This is a genomic window from Falsiroseomonas sp. HC035, assembly GCF_050563525.1.
GTDB lineage: Bacteria > Pseudomonadota > Alphaproteobacteria > Acetobacterales > Acetobacteraceae > Falsiroseomonas.
The window spans coordinates 18,873-33,701 of the sequence record NZ_JBNXUN010000009.1; the positions used below are offsets into that span (position 1 = coordinate 18,873).

Consider the following 14,829-nt stretch of genomic DNA (forward strand, 5'->3'; position numbering starts at 1 on the left):
TAGAGCCCGCCACGGCCCGACCTGTCAAGGAAAGCGCCACTAGGCACCCGCCGGGCGCGGCAGAGGCACGGCTGTGATGATGACCATGGCCTGGGCGTAGGGGAATTCGTCCGTCATCGTCAGCGCCACATGTGCGGCGTGGCCGGCCGGCGTGATGGCCGCCAGGCGCGCCGCCGCGCCGCCGCCCATGCGCAGCGTCGGCTGGCCGGAGGACAGGTTCACCACGCCGAGGTCGCGCCAGAACACGCCGGCCCGGAATCCGGTGCCGAGCGCCTTGGAGGCCGCCTCCTTCGCCGCGTATCGCTTGGCATAGGTGGCGGCGCGGATCTTCTCCGTCCGCCGGTTCGCCTTGGCCCGTTCCGCGGGCGTGAAGATGCGCTCCAGGAAGCGGTCGCCGTACTTGGCGATGACACGCTCGATCCGCCGGATGTCGATGATGTCGCTGCCGAGGCCGATGATCATGACGAGAGCAGCCTATCCCTTGGATCGCTCGACCTGCGCCACGCCCTGCAAGGCCCTCAGTGCAGCGATGATGTTGGACAGGTGGCGCAGATCCTGCACTTCCACATCTACCGCAATCTCGGTGAAGTCCGGGCCGCGATGGACGATGCGGATGTTCTCGATGGCGCCTTCCTGCCGCGCAATCGCCTCCGTCACCGCGGACAGGGCGCCCCGGTCGTTGCCGGTCACCACCTCGATCCGCCCGGTATGGGCAACGCCGGCGCCGCCGGCGTAGTCCCAGTCCACGTCGATGAAGCGTTCCGGGCTTTCGGCGAAGCCGGACAGGTTGTGGCAATCCGTTTTGTGCACGGTCACGCCCTTCCCCGTCGTGACGATGCCGAGGATCCGGTCGCCAGGCAGCGGGTGGCAGCAGCCGGCGAAATGCACCTCCATCCCCGCCACCAGCCCGGTGATGCCCATGGTGACGTCGCGCTTGAAGCCGCCCTTTGCGAGCGGCACGGCGCGCGGGCGGGACCGCGCGAGAGGCAGCGAATCGGCAGCCCGCGGCGGCCCGCGCAGCTCAGGATAGATGGCGTGCAGCACGTCCTTGGCCGAGAGCGTGCCGGCGGCGACCAGCAGGCACATCTCCTCGAAGTTGGTCTGCTTCAGCGCCTTCAGCGCCGGCTCCATCTGCTTCTCGGAGAACTCGACGCCTTCCTGCCGGAACGCCTTGGCGATCGCCGCCCGGCCTTCCTGCTGCTGCACCTTGCGCTGTTCGGCGTGCATGAAACGCCGGATGCGGGCGCGGGCTTTCCCGGTGACGACAAATCTTGCCCATTGCGGGTTCGGCGTGCCGCCGCGGGCGGTGATGATCTCGACCTGGTCGCCGTTTTCCAGCGGCGTGCGCAGCGGCTTGATCTGGCCGTTGATCTTGGCGCCGACACATTGGTCGCCAACCTGGCTGTGCACCTGGTAGGCAAAGTCCACGCAGGTGGAACCGCGCGGCAGCGCGATCAGCTCGCCCTTCGGTGTGAAGCAGAAGACCTCGTCCCTGTGCAGTTCCAGCCGCGTGGCATCGAGGAATTCCTGCGGCTCGCTGGCCTGTTCCAGGATCTCCAGCAGCGCCTTCACCCAAGGAAACTTGTGCTGGTCGCGCGCCGCGGCACCGCCCTGCTTGTAGATCCAGTGCGCGGCGACGCCGTATTCGGCGACCTCGTGCATTTCCCGCGTGCGGATCTGCACCTCGATCTTGGCGTTGCGGCGTTCCGGAACCGTCAGGCCGGTGTGGATGGACTGGTAGCCATTGGTCTTGGGGGTGGAGATGTAGTCCTTGAACCGCCCCGGCACGACCCGGTAGGCCGAATGCAGCACGCCGAGCGCCTGATAGCAGGCGGCCTGGTCCGGCACGATGACGCGGAACGCCATGATGTCGGAGAGCTGCTCGAACTCGATGCTCTTGCCATGCATCTTCAGCCAGATGGCGTAGGGCGATTTCTCGCGGCCCGTCAGCTCCAGCAGCTCGATGCCGGCTTCCTCCAGCACGCGGCGCAGGTCGGTGCGGATTTCGGCGATCAGGTCGGCACCCTGACCGTACAGGAAGCCGCGCCGGGCGACGATGGACTGGCTGGCGTCGGGCTCCAGTTCCCGAAAGGCGAGCGTTTCCATCTCGGTCTTCAGCGCGTCCATGCCGATGCGTTCGGCCAGTGGCGCATAGATTTCCATGGTCTCGCGGGCCGTCTTCCGCCGGCGGGCTTCCTGCGGCACGAAATGCAGCGTCTGCATGTTGTGCAGCCGGTCCGCCAGCTTCACCAGCAGCACCCGTATATCCTCGCTCATCGCCAGGACCAGCTTGCGGAAGTTCTCCGCCTGCTTTGTGCGCTCGGACTGCAGTTCCAGCCGGGTCAGCTTGGTGACGCCATCCACCAGCCGTGCAACCTCGCGGCCGAACTGCTTCTCCAGCTCCGCCAGCCCGACCTTGGTATCCTCCGCCACGTCGTGCAGCAGCGCGGTGGCGATGGAGGCGGCGTCGAGCCGGTACTGCACCAGGGTGCGGGCCACGGCGACAGGATGGATGATGTAGGGGTCGCCGTTGTCGCGCTTCTGCCCCTCATGCGCCGCGGTGGCGGTGAGCCAGGCCCGCTCGATGATGGAGGTATCGCTGCGCGGGGAATAGGCGGCGACGAGGCGGGCAAGTTCCTGCCCGACGGTCTCGCCCTGTATGGGCGGGATCTCGGGCACGGATGGCAGCGCGACCGCTGCCTGCTCGCCGGGCGCGTTCATGCGCGGCTCGGCCCGCCCTTCGGGGCCGTCGTTGGAAGCGCGGGGGGTGTCCCCCCGCGCCGACAACCCGGGGTCAGCGCTTCCCGCCGAGTTCGGCGGCGATCGCCGCCTCGATGTCGTCGGCCGAGAGATCCTCCAGCCCGGCGCCATCGCCGATCTGCTCCTCGTTCACGTCCATGACGCCGAAGATGTTCTCGTCGGTCGCGATGAGGTCCAGCACCTCCTCCTCGGCCGGCTCCGGCTCCGGCGCGCGCTGCAGCGACTTCACCAGGTCGGCCTGCAGCAGGTCCAGGTCGACGGTGCCCTCGGCGATCTCGCGGAGCGCCACGACCGGATTCTTGTCATTGTCACGCTCGACCGTCAGGTCCTCGCCTCGGCTGACATTGCGGGCGCGCTGCGCTGCGTGCAGGACCAGCTCGAAGCGGTTGGGGACGCGGAGGATGCAGTCCTCGACTGTGACGCGGGCCATGGCGGCTCCAATCCCAATGCGTGGGGTGCGGATGTGGGACCCGAGGCGCGAGGATCGCGCGCAGGACTCCCTTCCCCAACCCTATGATGAACCTTCCATGTAGCCATCCGGTCCGGATTCCGCAAGCACGCGAACACCTTCCAGCCCGACCGCCGCCAGCAGCCTGGCGGCGGTGGCACCTAGGCGCGGATGCACCCAGCCCGGCGCCACATCGGCCAGCGGCGCCAGCACGAAGGCCCGCAGATGCGCTCGCGGATGCGGCAGGATCGGGTCGGGTGCGTCACGCACCAGCCCATCCAGGTCGATGAGGTCCAGGTCCAGGGTGCGCGGCGCGTTGGGATAGGGCCGGACCCGTCCGAACCGCGCCTCCACCGCCTGCAGCGCCGCCAGCAGCGAAGCCGGGTCCGGCGCCCGCCCTTCAAGCCGCGCCACTCCATTCACGTAGTCAGGGGAAGCCGGGGCGGCCGGGACCGGCGCCGTCGCATACCAGAGGGACAGCGCCCGCAGCCGCAGCCCAGGCAGGGAGTCCAGTGCTGCGGCCGCGGCGCGGCAGGTGGCAAGCGCATCGCGCCCATCTGGCCCGGGCAGGTTGGCGCCGAGCGCGACAAGGATCATCCTGGCGGCTTACCGCCACCTTCAGGATTATCCAAGCCTTGGACAGCCCGGGCCATGACTGCCCCCTCTGCCCCCGCCTCGTCGCCTACCGGCTGGAGAACCGCGCCAAATGGCCGGACTGGCACAACGGCCCCGTGCCCTGCTGGGGCCAGCGGGAGGCGCGGTTGCTGGTGCTCGGCCTGGCGCCGGGGGTGCGCGGCGCGAACCGCACCGGGCGGCCCTTCACCGGCGACCACGCCGGCAAGCTGCTGTATGCGACGTTGCTGAAGTACGGCCTGGCGACAGGTTCGTACGGCGAAGATCCGGCGGATGGCATGCAGTTGCGCGGCGTGCGCATCGCCAATGCCGTGCGCTGCGTGCCGCCCGAGAACCTGCCGACGCCGGCCGAGATCGCCACCTGCAACCGCTTCGTCATCGCCGAGCGCGAGGCCATGCCCAATCTGCGCGTGGTGCTGGCCCTCGGGCTGGTGGCGCACAACGCCTGGCTGAAAAGCCATCGCATTCCGGCGGCGCGCTACCGCTTCGCGCATGGCGCGGTACACGTCCTGCCCGATGGGACGCAGCTGGCCGACAGCTACCATGTTAGCCGCTACAACACGAACACCGGCCGGCTGACGACAGAGATGTTCGAGGCGGTGGTACAGGATATCGTCGCCCGTCTGAAATGAGGACCTGAACCATGCCGGAGACCGGTCGCCTCGCGCGCCTCGCAACCGGCCAGCCGGTCTTCGGCCCCACGCTCGACGCGCTGCTGCGGGAGTTGGCGCCGCGCCTCGACCAGGAGACGCGGGTGATGGTCGAGGCATGGCCAACCCAGCCCGATGGCACGCCGAAGGATGGCGAGGCGCTGTTCGACCGGCTGATGTCGTTGCGCGCAAGGCTCGGTCCGGCGCCACTGCCGCCCGGGCGCAGACCCGGTTCGCCGGGACGGGCGCTGGGCGGTCTGCTCCTGGGCGCCGCCATAGCGCTGCCGCTAAGCTTCCTGGTCGCCTTCATCCTGCTGGAATGGCTGCTGCCGCCCGATCTGGTTCCGCCGCTTCCGGGCCTGTGGGTCCTGGTCGCGGGCATCGTCCTGGCCGGCGCTGCCGGCGGCGGGCGGCAGGGCGCGCGGCCGAGCCGGTGGGGTCATGTCGCGATGCATGGTGCCGGAGGCTTCCTGGGCGGCGCCGTCCTGGGCGCACTGCTCAGCCTGTTCGTGGCCATCGGGCTGGGGGCGGTGCTGAACGTTTCGCAGCGCGAGGGCGCCTTCGCCATGGGCGTGGTCTTCGCCATCATGCCGCTTGGCGGGTTGATCGGCGGCCTGGGCCTCGGGGCTTGGATGGCAGGTCGCGCCTGGCGGGGCTGGGACCAGGCGGCCCCCGCCCCGCCCTGAACCTCAGCGCAGGCCGAGGAAGCTCAGGATGGCGATGACGATAACCACGGCGCCGACGATGTAGACGATGCTGTTCATGACTGTCCCTCTCTCACGACAGCCCCCCAACGAAGTGGCTGCATGAAAGTTGCAGACTCGCCTGCATCGTCCGGCGTCAGGCCAAACCGGGTCAGGAGAACGCGCGACCGGCCAACGCCGCCTCCACCGCGCCCACCACGGTCGGGCTGTCCGGCGCCGTCCCGGTGGTGAAGGACCGCACGGCGAGGCCGTCCCGCGCCACGAGGAACTTGTGGAAGTTCCAGCGCGGCGGCCCGCCGCCCCGCGCCGCGAGCCAAGCGAACAGCGGATGTGCCCGAGGCCCGCGTACCGAGGTCAGGCCGGCCATGGGGAAGGTGATGCCGTAGACCGTCTCGCAGAGCTCACGGATCTTGCCCTCGTCGCTGCTTTCCTGCCGGAAGTCGTTGGAGGGCACGCCGAGCACCGTCAGGCCCTGCGGCTCGAAGCGGTCATGCAGGCGTTGCAGCGCTTCGTATTGGGGCGTGAAGCCGCAAAAGCTGGCGGTGTTCACCACCAGCAGCGCACGGCCGCGGAAGCTGGCGAGGGCGAGCGGTCCGCCCTCCAGCGACTCCAGGCGGAAATCGAAGGCCGTGCCGCCGGGTGCGGCGGCCATCAGCAGGGGCGTGGCCAGCACTGCGCGGCGCGAGACATCAGCCATACCTTTCCTCCATCCAGGGGTCGCCGCGGTTGTGGTAGCCGCGCACCTCCCAGAATCCCGGCCGGTCCTCCCGCAGCAATTCAATGCGGGTCAGCCATTTCGGGCTTTTCCAGAAATAGAGGTGCGGCACCACCAGCCGCACCGGGCCGCCGTGCCGGCGTTCCAGCGGAGCGCCGTCCCAGGCATGGGCAAACAGGTTCTCCGGCCGGGCGAAATCGGCCATCGCCAGGTTGGTGGTATAGCCGTCGTAGCTGGTCAGGTTGACGAAGCGCGCTTCGTCCTTCGGACGGGCGAGCGCAAGAAGCGCCGGTACCGGCACGCCGTCCCAGCGGTTGTCGTAGCGCGACCATTGGGTGACGCAGTGAATATCGTTGGTCCGCGTCGCCTGCGGAAGCGCCAGGAATTCGTCGAGCGTCAGCCGCAGCGGCGCGGCGACCAGCCCTTCTACCCGCAGCCGGAACTTGTCGGCCGTCACGTCCGGCTGCAGGCCGAGGTCGAGGACGGGGAAATCCGTCACCAGCCGCTGGCCCGGCGGCAGGCGCGCGGCCGCGGGGTCCGCGGTGGTGCCGGTCAGCAGCCGGCCATCGCGGGCCCAGCCCTGCTTGGTCTCCACCAGCTTGTCCCGAATGCCGCCGCTGAGCGGGACGTCGTCATCCTCGGCCATCGCCGCCTCCTGCTGATGGATAGGTGAAGCCGGGTTCCGCGGATGCAAGACCCTGCTCACGGGGTGCGGGTGGCAAAGCCCTGCTGGCGCAGGAAGGCTTCCACCGGTGGGCCCCAGACAGCACTGCCACCCGCGCCGAAGAACAGCGCGTGTCCATCGGTGGCGAAGGCCGGCAGCGCCCGTAACTCGGCCCGTCCGCCCGAGGCCGTGAAGGCGCGATGCATCCCGGCCGCCAGCTCCGGACCGAAGAAGCTGTCATTGGCCGTGTACAGCCACAGCGTCGGCAGGATGGCGGACCGGCCATAGTCGCCGGCCGCCGCCACCAGCCGGTCCGGCGCGCAAACCTGCCCCGCCACGCCGCCGGCCCAGCCGCCGCGGCCGCCGGCCATGTTGATGACCGCGGCCACCCCCACTGGCCGGTCCGCCGCCAATGCCAGCGCACCCCAGCCGCCGGCGGACTGTCCAACGACGACCACCCCGTCCGGCCTGATCCCTGGCAGGCGCATCGCGTGCAGGAGGGCGGCTTCGATATCCAGGGCCGATTCGCGCCCGGCACGGGCATAGTCCGGGCCGTCGCAGGACCCAAAGCCTTCCGCCCAGCGCCCGCCCGCCGCGCCGTAGCCCCGCCGCAGCGGCAACAGCACGGCGAAGCCGCGTGCCGTGAACCATTGCACCGCTTCCGCCGAACACGCCGCGGGCCGCATGCCAGGGCGCGCGGCGGCCCGTGCCGGGGAGCCATGGTTGATCACGGCCAGGGGCACCGCGCCGGACAGCGCCGGTCGGCAAAGGCGCGCGGAGATGAATTGTCCGGTGCCGGGCACTGCAATCTCCAGCAGACCCCGCTCTGCGCCAGGCACAGGCACCGCGCCAGTCGGCACCGCCGGCGCCGCGCAGCCCGCCAGCCACAGCCCGATCAACCATCCGGCACGCATCGCGACATCCCCGCTCAACCCATGCGGAAGGTCGCAGAGCCGGAGCCTTGCGGCTACCCGCGGTCCCGCATCAGCCGGGCCTTGTCGCGCGACCAGTCGCGCTCCGCGATTGCCGCGCGCTTGTCGTGCTTCTTCTTGCCCTCGCCGACGCCGAGCAGGATCTTCGCCACGCCGCGCTCATTGAAGTGGATGTCGAGCGGCACGAGCGAGATTCCGTCCCGCGCGATACTGGCCGCCAGGGTCTGCACCTGCTTTCGGTGCAGCAGCAGCTTGCGCGGCCTCCGCGGCTCGAACGTCGCCACATGGCTGCCGGCCTGCCATTCCGGGATGTAGCAGTTGAACAGCCACATCTCCCCGTCCCGCTCGCCGGCCCAGGCTTCGGTCAGCGTGGCGCGGCCGGCGCGCAGCGACTTCACCTCCGGCCCCACCAGCATGACGCCGGCCTCGATCTCCTCGCCGATCTTGTAGTCGTAGCGCGCCTTGCGGTTCTGGGCGGCGATGCCGTGGCTGATCAGGCCCTTCTTGCGGGGTTCCGCCATATTAGTTCAGCAACCCCGCGCCTGTCATCGCGGCGCGCACCCGGCTGCGGGACGTCTCCGCGATCGGCGCCATCGGCAGGCGGCAATGCGCCGTGCCGTGTCCGAGCAGGCTGGCCGCGTACTTCACCGGGCCGGGCGAGGTCTCGCAGAACATCGCGTCGTGTACCGACAGCAGCCGCGCTTGGATCGCCAGCGCATCACCGATGCGACCTTCCGCCCAGGCATCGTGCATCTCCCGGCACAGCCGGGGCGCGATGTTGGCGGTGACGCTGATGCAGCCATGGCCGCCGGCGGCGAGGAAGGCGAGCGCGGTATGGTCCTCCCCCGACAGCTGGCAGAAATCCGGGCCGCAGGTGGCGGTGGTGTGCTGCGGGCGGGTCAGGTTCGCCGTCGCATCCTTCACGCCGACGATGTTCGGGTGCTTCGCCAGCCTGGCCATCGTCTCCACCGACATGTCCACCACGCTGCGCGGCGGGATGTTGTAGATGATGATAGGCAGGTCCACCGCATCCGCGATCGCCATGAAGTGCAGGTAAAGGCCTTCCTGCGTCGGCTTGTTGTAGTAGGGCGTCACCACCAGCGCGGCATCGGCGCCCGCTGCCTTGGCGTGGCGCGTCAGGTCCACCGCTTCGGCCGTGCTGTTGGACCCGGTGCCGGCGATCACCGGCACGCGCCCGGCGGACGCCTCGATGCAGAGGTCCACCACCTTGTGGTGCTCGGCATGGCTGAGCGTCGGGCTCTCCCCGGTGGTGCCGACGGGGATGAGGCCCTGCGTGCCTTCGGCGATCTGCCACTGCACGAAGTCCGAAAAGCCCTTGGCGTCCAGGGACCCATCGGCTTGCATGGGCGTGACCAGCGCCACGAGCGATCCCTTGAACATGTTCTTCTGCCAATCCGGTGGTTTGCAAGGACCGGAGAAGCTAGTCGTCCGTCCCCCGCGCGACAAGGGCGCGAGGTTTTGCATATCCTGCGCTAGGATCACCTGATGCGCCCTGCCCTCACCCTGCTGCTCCTCGCCGCCCTTGCAAGCCCGGCTGCCGCCCAGCCCTGGGCGCCGGAGCCCAGCCGCGCCGCCGGCCGGCAGGCCCTTGAGGCACTTCGGCAATCCCGCTTCGAGGAGGCCGTGGCGCTGGCCCGTGCGGCCGATCCCTCCGTCCGCAAGCTGGTGGACTGGACCCGGCTGCAGAACCGCTCCAGCGGCGCCGGCGCGGCTGAGCTGGCCGCCTGGGTGGAGGCGAATCCGGACTGGCCGCTGCCCAACACCCTGGCGCTGCGCGCCGAGGAAGCGCTGGTCTACGACCGCGACGACGCCCTGGCGCTGCGCCATTTCGCCCGCAACCCGGCGCGCAGCCTGGCGGGCGCGCAGCGGCACGGCGATGCGCTGACCCGCGCCGGCCAGCCCGCCCAGGCCACCGCCGCGCTGCGGCTCGGCTGGCAGGATGCCTCCGGTGACAGCTTCGCCGAGACGGATTTCCTGGCCCGCAACACGGCGCTGCTGACGCCGGACGACCATTGGCGGCGGGCCGACCGGCAGTTCTGGGACGGGGCCACCGCCGGTGCGGCACGCCTGCTGCCACTGCTGGATGCGCCGCGCCGCGCCATCCTGGACGCCCGGCTGGCCGCACGCGGCGGGCGCAACGACTCGGCGCTCGACCAGGTTCGCGACATCGGCGTGGCGCATGAGCGTGCCAGGCTGCTGCGCCGCGCCGACCGCGACGCGGAGGCCGCCGCCATCTGGACTGCGGCCGCGCCCTGGCAGGCGGACATCCCGCCGGAGGCTGCCAAGGCGATCTGGACCGAACGCCAGGTGCTGTCCCGCAAGCTGCTGCGCCTCGGCGACCCGGCCGCCGCCTACCGGATCGCGGCGAACCACGGACAGGCGGAGGCCAGCCTGGAACGGCAGGAGGCCGAGTTCCTCGCCGGCTTCATCGCGCTGCGCCGCCTGGGCGAATCGGCCCAGGCCCGCACGCATTTCGCCCTGGTCGGCGAAGGCAGCCGCAGCGTCATCACCCGCTCGCGCAGCGCCTATTGGGAAGGCGCCGCGCTGGCCACGATGGGCCGCGCGGCGGAAGCGCAGGCGAAGTGGCAGGACGCCGCGACGCTGCCGGTGGCCTTCTACGGGCAGCTCGCCAGCCTCGCCCTGGGGGAAAGCCCGGCGCAGCTTTCGGCGCGCATCGCCCGGGTGCCAACCGCCGCGCCAGCGCAGGATGTGGGCGTTCGGTTTCTCGGGCGGGACATGGTGCGGGCGGCCATCACGCTGGCCGATCTCGGCCAGTCCGACCGCGCGCGCACCTTCCTGTTGCGGCTGGAGGAGTTGTCGCCGGATGCCGCGGATCGCTGGCTGATTGCACGCCTGGGCGTCGCCATCGGCCGGCCGGACCATGCCGTGTGGATCGCCCGGCGTGCCGGGGCGGATGGCGTGATGCTGCTGGAGGATGGCTGGCCCACCCCCTACGCAGCGCCCAGCGACGGCGCCGAGCCGGCACTGGTCTACGCAATCACCCGGCAGGAAAGCAATTTCGACCTTTCCGCCGTCTCCTCGGCCAATGCGCGTGGGCCCATGCAGTTGCTGCCGGCGACGGCGGCCTCCGTCGCGCGGCGGCTCGGGGTGCCACACAGCACGGCGATGCTGACGAGCGACGCCGCCCATAACCTCCGGCTCGGCAGCGCCTTCATCAATGAGATGCTGTCGCGCTTCGGCGGCGCCATGCCGCTGGCCGCCGCCGGCTACAATGCAGGTCCGGGCCGCGTGGACCAGTGGCTTTCCACCTATGGCGACCCGCGCCTGCCGGACGGGCCGCATATCCTGGACTGGATCGAGCAGATCCCGTTCTCCGAGACCCGCAACTACGTGCAGCGCGTGATCGAGAACGTGGTCGTCTATCGCGCCCGCAACCCGGCCACCGGCGACCTCCCGCATCCGCTGTCGGCGCTGATGGCGGGCCGCCAGTGAGCAGCCGGCGGGTCTCCTTCACCGCGCGTGACGGCCTGACTCTGTCGGCGCTGGACCATCCGGGGCCGGAGGGCCGCACCCCCATCCTCTGCCTGCCCGGCCTGACCCGCACCGCGGAGGATTTCGACGCGCTGGCGGAGCGGCATGAGGGCCGCCGCCGCGTGCTGGCGCTGGATCATGCCGGGCATGGGGAGAGCGGACGCGCTGGCTCGCCCGCCCGCTATGGCATCGAGCACAGCCTGCGCGACGTGCTGGATGCGATGGCGGCGCTGCATTGCCACCGCGCGGTGATCGTCGGCACCAGCTTCGGCGGCATCCTCGCCATGATGCTCGGCGTCCTGCGTCCGACCGCGATCGCCGGCGTGGCGCTGAACGATGTCGGGCCGGTGCTGGAGCCGGTGGCGCTGGACCATGTGCGGAACTTCGTCGCGCGCGACCCGGCCCTGCCGAGCCTGGATGCCGCGGTGGATCACCTGAAGCAGACCCTGCCGCCGATGGTGATGGACGCCGAGGCCTGGCGCCGCTTTGCCGCCGGCACCTACCGCCCCGGCCCGGACGGAGCCTGGCACCCGCGCTGGGACATCCGCATCGCCGAGGCGATGCGCGACGCCGGCAAGATGCCCGACCTCTGGCCCGCCTTCGGCGCGCTGGCCCACGCCCCGCTGCTGCTGCTGCGCGGTGCACTGTCCGAATTGCTGTCGGAGGATACGGCCGACCGGATGCAGGACGCCCGACCGGACATGCGCTTCGTCGAGATCGCCGCGACCGGCCATTGCCCGACGCTGGAGGAACCGGCCTCGGTCGCGGCGCTCGACGCCTTCTTCGACCGCATCCCATGACCCCGGCCCTGCTGGTCGCGACCCTCGGCGGCGTCGGCCGCCTGCGCCCGGGGCCGGGCACCTGGGGCTCCGCGCTGATCCTGCCCGCTGCCTGGCTCGGCCCCCTCGCCTGCCTCGTGCTGGCGATGGTGTTCGCCGTCGCGGGCTGGTGGGCAGCGCGGGAGGTGCTGCGCGACGAAACGGAGGACCCGGGCTGGTTTGTCGCGGACGAGGCCGCCGGCATGGCGCTGACGCTGGCCGCCCTGCCCGCCGCCACCCTGCCCGGCGTGCTGCTGGCCTTCGCGCTGTTCCGGCTGCTCGATATCGCCAAGCCCTGGCCGGTGTCCTGGGCGGATCGCCAGCCCGGCGCCTTCGGCGTGATGCTGGACGATGTGATCGCGGGCGCCCTCGCCGCGCTCGCCCTGCTGGCGTTTCATGCCCTGCTGCCGGGAGTGATCGCGTGATGCTGCAAGCCGAAATCCTGGACGATGCGGAGGCGCTGCTGGCGGAACTGGGGGCGCGGGGCCTGACCCTCGCCACGGCGGAATCCTGTACCGGCGGGCTCATCGCCGCGGCACTCACCGCCATCCCCGGCTCCTCCGCCATCGTGCTGGCGGGCTACGTCACCTATTCCAACGAGGCCAAGACCCGCATGGTCGGCGTACCCGCCGCGATGATCGAGGCCTTCGGCGCCGTCAGCGAGCCCGTCGCCCGCCGCATGGCGGAAGGCGCGCTGGCGGAAAGTGCGGCCGAGGTCGCCGTCTCCTGCACCGGCGTCGCCGGGCCGGGTGGCGGCAGCGCGGCGAAGCCGGTGGGCCTGGTCCACCTGGCCTGCGCCATGCGCGGCCACGCCACCCTGGCCGAGCACCATGTCTTCCCCGGCGACCGCACCGCGATCCGCGCCGCCACCGTCTCCGCGGCCTTCCAGTTGATCCGCCGCGCCCTGCCAACGGAGCCTGCCGCATGAGTATGACTGACCAGCTTCTGGCGACAATCGACGCCGACCACGACGCCGCCGTCGGCCGCCTGGTGGAGTGGCTGCGCATTCCCTCGATCAGTGCCCAGCCGGACCACGCTGGCGACTGCGTCCGCGCCGCCGAGTGGATCCGCGACCAGCTCATCGGCATCGGCTTTACCGCCAGCCTGCGCCAGACACCGAAGCATCCGGTGGTGGTGGCGCACCATCCGGGTCCCTCCGGCAACACGCGCCACCTGCTGTACTATGGCCATTACGACGTGCAGCCGCCGGACCCGCTGGAACTGTGGACCAGCCCGCCCTTTGAGCCCGTCATCATCGACGGCCCGCATGGCAAGCGCGTGGTCGCGCGCGGCGCGGTGGACGACAAGGGCCAGGTGCTGATGTGGATCGAGGCGCTGCGCGCCTACCACGCCACCGCCGGCGGCCCGCCCTGTGCCATCACCGCCGTCATCGAGGGCGAGGAGGAAATCGGCTCCCCCAACCTGGCGCCCTTCATGGCGGACAATGCGGCGGAGCTGCGCGCGGACGTCGCCATCATCAGCGACACCGGCATGTGGGACATCGAGACGCCGGCGCTGTCCACCCGTCTGCGCGGCATGTGCTTCGTGCAGCTCGACATCAAGGCGGCCAGCCGCGACCTGCATTCGGGCATGTATGGCGGCAGCGCGCTGAACCCGAACAACCTGATCACCCGGATCCTGGGCGACCTGCACGACGCGAATGGCCGCGTGCAACTTCCGGGCTTCTACGACGGCGTCCCGGAACTTTCGCCTGAACTGCGGGCGCAGTGGCAGGCACTGGGTTTCTCCGAGCATGATTTCCTGGGCGCCATCGGCCTGTCCGTGCCGGTCGGCGAGAAGGATCGCGGTGCGCTGGAGCGGCTGTGGGCGCGTCCGACGGCGGATATCAACGGCATCTGGGGCGGCTATACCGGCGCCGGCAGCAAGACCGTGATCCCCAGCGAGGCACACGCCAAGATCACCTTCCGGCTCGTCCCCGGCCAGCACCACGACAAGGTCTTCGAGAGCTTCAAGCAGTTCGTCCAGGCACGGCTTCCCGCCGATGCCACCGCGACCTTCCAGGGCGGCGGCGCCAGCCCAGGGATCGAGGTGCCGGCGGACAGCGCCTTCGTGAAGGCGGCGCAGGCGGCGTTGGCCGATGAATACGGCAAGCCCGCCGCCATGATCGGCTGCGGCGGGTCCATCCCCATCGTCTCCTCGATGAAGGACGTGCTCGGGCTGGACAGTGTGCTGATGGGCTTCGGGCTGGAGGACGACCAGGTGCACAGCCCGAACGAGAAGTTCGACATGCGCTGCTTCCACCAGGGCACCCGCAGCCACGCGCGGCTGCTGGCGAAGCTGGCCTGAAGGGCGCGAAACACGGCGAGACGCATCCGCCACGGCATCGGCGTAGAACACCCGCTTTTGCGGGAGGCAGCCATGGGCGTGGGCTTTGGCGGCAATGCGGTGTTCAACCGGGCCTCGCCCTCCAGCCACGCCGGCTGCGTCGCCCGGATCGTGCAGGACTACCTGCCCACGGCGCGGGCGCCGCGCATCCTCGATGTCGGCGGCACATCCGGCGGCTTCCGCAGCCGGGCCGCGCTGCCGCCGGGCACGCGGGTGGTGATCGCGAACCCCGAATCCGGCACAGGCGCCGACTACGGCTTCGTCTCGGACATGCCACCGGCCGAGGCCGGTTTCGACCTGGCCATGCTGTTCGGCGTGATGATGTACATCGAGCCGGCGCCGCTGCTGTCGCTGCTGCGCGACATCCGCCAGCGGCTCCGCGCCGGCGGCACGCTGCTGGTGGCAGAGCCGGACCCGGAAGGCGTCGTGGGCCGGGCGGAGGTGGCGGCAAAGACGGTCTATGCCGCCATCCGCAGCCTGTGGAACCCGACCCGCTTTACCTTCCACACCGCGGGCGACACGCGGCGGATGCTGAAGGAGGCTGGCTTCGTGCAGATCCGCGACCGGCCGGACCTGACGCCCAACGCCATGGGCGTGAAGCCGCCGCCGATGCCGCGCTACTTCGTCATCGCAGCCAGCCTGTAGC

At 70.6% G+C, this 14,829-nt stretch carries 17 protein-coding genes; 8 read left to right on the forward strand and 9 right to left on the reverse strand.

Going from position 1 to position 14,829, the window contains the following annotated elements; translation table 11 throughout:
• Window positions 1-39 precede the first annotated feature (39 nt).
• From acpS to folK, 4 genes are all read right to left on the reverse strand, one after another.
• Window positions 40-462 (reverse strand): holo-ACP synthase, encoded by a 423-nt coding sequence (gene acpS / locus ACLF3G_RS18520; protein ID WP_430670881.1) that lies wholly within the window; start codon window positions 460-462, stop codon window positions 40-42.
• 12 nt (window positions 463-474) lie between these two features.
• Window positions 475-2,721: a RelA/SpoT family protein gene (locus ACLF3G_RS18525; RefSeq protein ID WP_430670882.1), complete on the reverse strand. Its 2,247-nt coding sequence runs from the start codon at window positions 2,719-2,721 to the stop codon at window positions 475-477.
• Window positions 2,722-2,794: 73 nt separating this feature from the next.
• On the reverse strand, window positions 2,795-3,190 hold the full coding sequence (rpoZ, locus tag ACLF3G_RS18530; RefSeq protein ID WP_430670883.1) for a DNA-directed RNA polymerase subunit omega: 396 nt from the start codon (window positions 3,188-3,190) through the stop codon (window positions 2,795-2,797).
• Window positions 3,191-3,271: 81 nt separating this feature from the next.
• Window positions 3,272-3,805, reverse strand: coding sequence for a 2-amino-4-hydroxy-6-hydroxymethyldihydropteridine diphosphokinase (gene folK / locus ACLF3G_RS18535; RefSeq protein WP_430670884.1), 534 nt, complete (start codon window positions 3,803-3,805; stop codon window positions 3,272-3,274).
• 38 nt (window positions 3,806-3,843) lie between these two features.
• Between folK and ACLF3G_RS18540 the strand changes: the two genes are divergently transcribed.
• Both ACLF3G_RS18540 and ACLF3G_RS18545 read left to right on the forward strand, forming a co-directional pair.
• Window positions 3,844-4,473 (forward strand): uracil-DNA glycosylase, encoded by a 630-nt coding sequence (locus tag ACLF3G_RS18540; protein WP_430670885.1) that lies wholly within the window; start codon window positions 3,844-3,846, stop codon window positions 4,471-4,473.
• 11 nt (window positions 4,474-4,484) lie between these two features.
• Window positions 4,485-5,177 (forward strand): hypothetical protein, encoded by a 693-nt coding sequence (locus ACLF3G_RS18545; RefSeq protein WP_430670886.1) that lies wholly within the window; start codon window positions 4,485-4,487, stop codon window positions 5,175-5,177.
• Window positions 5,178-5,346: 169 nt separating this feature from the next.
• Here ACLF3G_RS18545 and ACLF3G_RS18550 read toward each other — a convergent pair whose 3' ends face one another.
• From ACLF3G_RS18550 to dapA, 5 genes are read right to left on the reverse strand one after another with little or no spacing between them, the layout of a single operon-like run.
• Window positions 5,347-5,847, reverse strand: a complete 501-nt coding sequence (locus ACLF3G_RS18550; protein ID WP_430671086.1) for a glutathione peroxidase — start codon at window positions 5,845-5,847, stop codon at window positions 5,347-5,349.
• 37 nt (window positions 5,848-5,884) lie between these two features.
• The gene (locus ACLF3G_RS18555; protein WP_430670887.1) at window positions 5,885-6,556 is read right to left on the reverse strand and encodes a sulfite oxidase-like oxidoreductase; all 672 of its coding nucleotides are present in this window, start codon (window positions 6,554-6,556) and stop codon (window positions 5,885-5,887) included.
• Between the two features lie 56 nt (window positions 6,557-6,612).
• Window positions 6,613-7,488, reverse strand: coding sequence for an alpha/beta hydrolase family protein (locus tag ACLF3G_RS18560; RefSeq protein ID WP_430670888.1), 876 nt, complete (start codon window positions 7,486-7,488; stop codon window positions 6,613-6,615).
• Between the two features lie 53 nt (window positions 7,489-7,541).
• Window positions 7,542-8,027, reverse strand: a complete 486-nt coding sequence (gene smpB, locus ACLF3G_RS18565) for an SsrA-binding protein SmpB (protein ID WP_430670889.1) — start codon at window positions 8,025-8,027, stop codon at window positions 7,542-7,544.
• Between the two features lies 1 nt (window position 8,028).
• Complete coding sequence (dapA, locus tag ACLF3G_RS18570) at window positions 8,029-8,907, reverse strand: 4-hydroxy-tetrahydrodipicolinate synthase (protein WP_430670890.1); 879 nt, start codon at window positions 8,905-8,907, stop codon at window positions 8,029-8,031.
• A 105-nt stretch (window positions 8,908-9,012) separates the two neighbouring features.
• Here dapA and ACLF3G_RS18575 point away from each other — a divergent pair, with 105 nt between their 5' ends.
• The 6 genes from ACLF3G_RS18575 (at window position 9,013) to ACLF3G_RS18600 (ending at window position 14,828) form a co-directional block, all read left to right on the forward strand.
• Window positions 9,013-10,980 (forward strand): transglycosylase SLT domain-containing protein, encoded by a 1,968-nt coding sequence (locus tag ACLF3G_RS18575; protein WP_430670891.1) that lies wholly within the window; start codon window positions 9,013-9,015, stop codon window positions 10,978-10,980.
• Window positions 10,977-11,819: an alpha/beta fold hydrolase gene (locus ACLF3G_RS18580; RefSeq protein ID WP_430670892.1), complete on the forward strand. Its 843-nt coding sequence runs from the start codon at window positions 10,977-10,979 to the stop codon at window positions 11,817-11,819. Before ACLF3G_RS18575 ends, ACLF3G_RS18580 begins: the two co-directional genes overlap by 4 nt.
• Window positions 11,816-12,262, forward strand: a complete 447-nt coding sequence (locus ACLF3G_RS18585; RefSeq protein ID WP_430670893.1) for a phosphatidylglycerophosphatase A family protein — start codon at window positions 11,816-11,818, stop codon at window positions 12,260-12,262. The genes ACLF3G_RS18580 and ACLF3G_RS18585 overlap by 4 nt, the downstream gene beginning before the upstream one ends.
• Window positions 12,262-12,765, forward strand: a complete 504-nt coding sequence (locus ACLF3G_RS18590; protein WP_430670894.1) for a CinA family protein — start codon at window positions 12,262-12,264, stop codon at window positions 12,763-12,765. Before ACLF3G_RS18585 ends, ACLF3G_RS18590 begins: the two co-directional genes overlap by 1 nt.
• Before the next feature lie 2 nt (window positions 12,766-12,767).
• A complete protein-coding gene (locus ACLF3G_RS18595) occupies window positions 12,768-14,144 on the forward strand; it encodes a dipeptidase (RefSeq protein ID WP_430671087.1) in 1,377 nt (458 codons plus the stop codon).
• A 72-nt stretch (window positions 14,145-14,216) separates the two neighbouring features.
• Entirely contained in the window at window positions 14,217-14,828 is a 612-nt protein-coding gene (locus tag ACLF3G_RS18600; protein WP_430670895.1) for a methyltransferase domain-containing protein, read from the forward strand.
• Window position 14,829 lies beyond the last annotated feature (1 nt).

Bases quoted from the DNA above. Each gene is read 5' to 3' on its own strand.
- rpoZ (WP_430670883.1), bottom strand. From the start codon at position 3,190: ATGGCCCGCGTCACAGTCGAGGACTGCATCCTCCGCGTCCCCAACCGC.
- ACLF3G_RS18525 (WP_430670882.1), bottom strand. From the start codon at position 2,721: ATGAACGCGCCCGGCGAGCAGGCAGCGGTCGCGCTGCCATCCGTGCCC.
- ACLF3G_RS18590 (WP_430670894.1), top strand. From the start codon at position 12,262: ATGCTGCAAGCCGAAATCCTGGACGATGCGGAGGCGCTGCTGGCGGAA.
- smpB (WP_430670889.1), bottom strand. From the start codon at position 8,027: ATGGCGGAACCCCGCAAGAAGGGCCTGATCAGCCACGGCATCGCCGCC.
- ACLF3G_RS18555 (WP_430670887.1), bottom strand. From the start codon at position 6,556: ATGGCCGAGGATGACGACGTCCCGCTCAGCGGCGGCATTCGGGACAAG.
- ACLF3G_RS18595 (WP_430671087.1), top strand. From the start codon at position 12,768: ATGACTGACCAGCTTCTGGCGACAATCGACGCCGACCACGACGCCGCC.
- acpS (WP_430670881.1), bottom strand. From the start codon at position 462: ATGATCATCGGCCTCGGCAGCGACATCATCGACATCCGGCGGATCGAG.
- ACLF3G_RS18600 (WP_430670895.1), top strand. From the start codon at position 14,217: ATGGGCGTGGGCTTTGGCGGCAATGCGGTGTTCAACCGGGCCTCGCCC.
- ACLF3G_RS18585 (WP_430670893.1), top strand. From the start codon at position 11,816: ATGACCCCGGCCCTGCTGGTCGCGACCCTCGGCGGCGTCGGCCGCCTG.
- ACLF3G_RS18545 (WP_430670886.1), top strand. From the start codon at position 4,485: ATGCCGGAGACCGGTCGCCTCGCGCGCCTCGCAACCGGCCAGCCGGTC.
- folK (WP_430670884.1), bottom strand. From the start codon at position 3,805: ATGATCCTTGTCGCGCTCGGCGCCAACCTGCCCGGGCCAGATGGGCGC.
- dapA (WP_430670890.1), bottom strand. From the start codon at position 8,907: ATGTTCAAGGGATCGCTCGTGGCGCTGGTCACGCCCATGCAAGCCGAT.
- ACLF3G_RS18575 (WP_430670891.1), top strand. From the start codon at position 9,013: ATGCGCCCTGCCCTCACCCTGCTGCTCCTCGCCGCCCTTGCAAGCCCG.
- ACLF3G_RS18560 (WP_430670888.1), bottom strand. From the start codon at position 7,488: ATGCGTGCCGGATGGTTGATCGGGCTGTGGCTGGCGGGCTGCGCGGCG.
- ACLF3G_RS18550 (WP_430671086.1), bottom strand. From the start codon at position 5,847: ATGGCCGCCGCACCCGGCGGCACGGCCTTCGATTTCCGCCTGGAGTCG.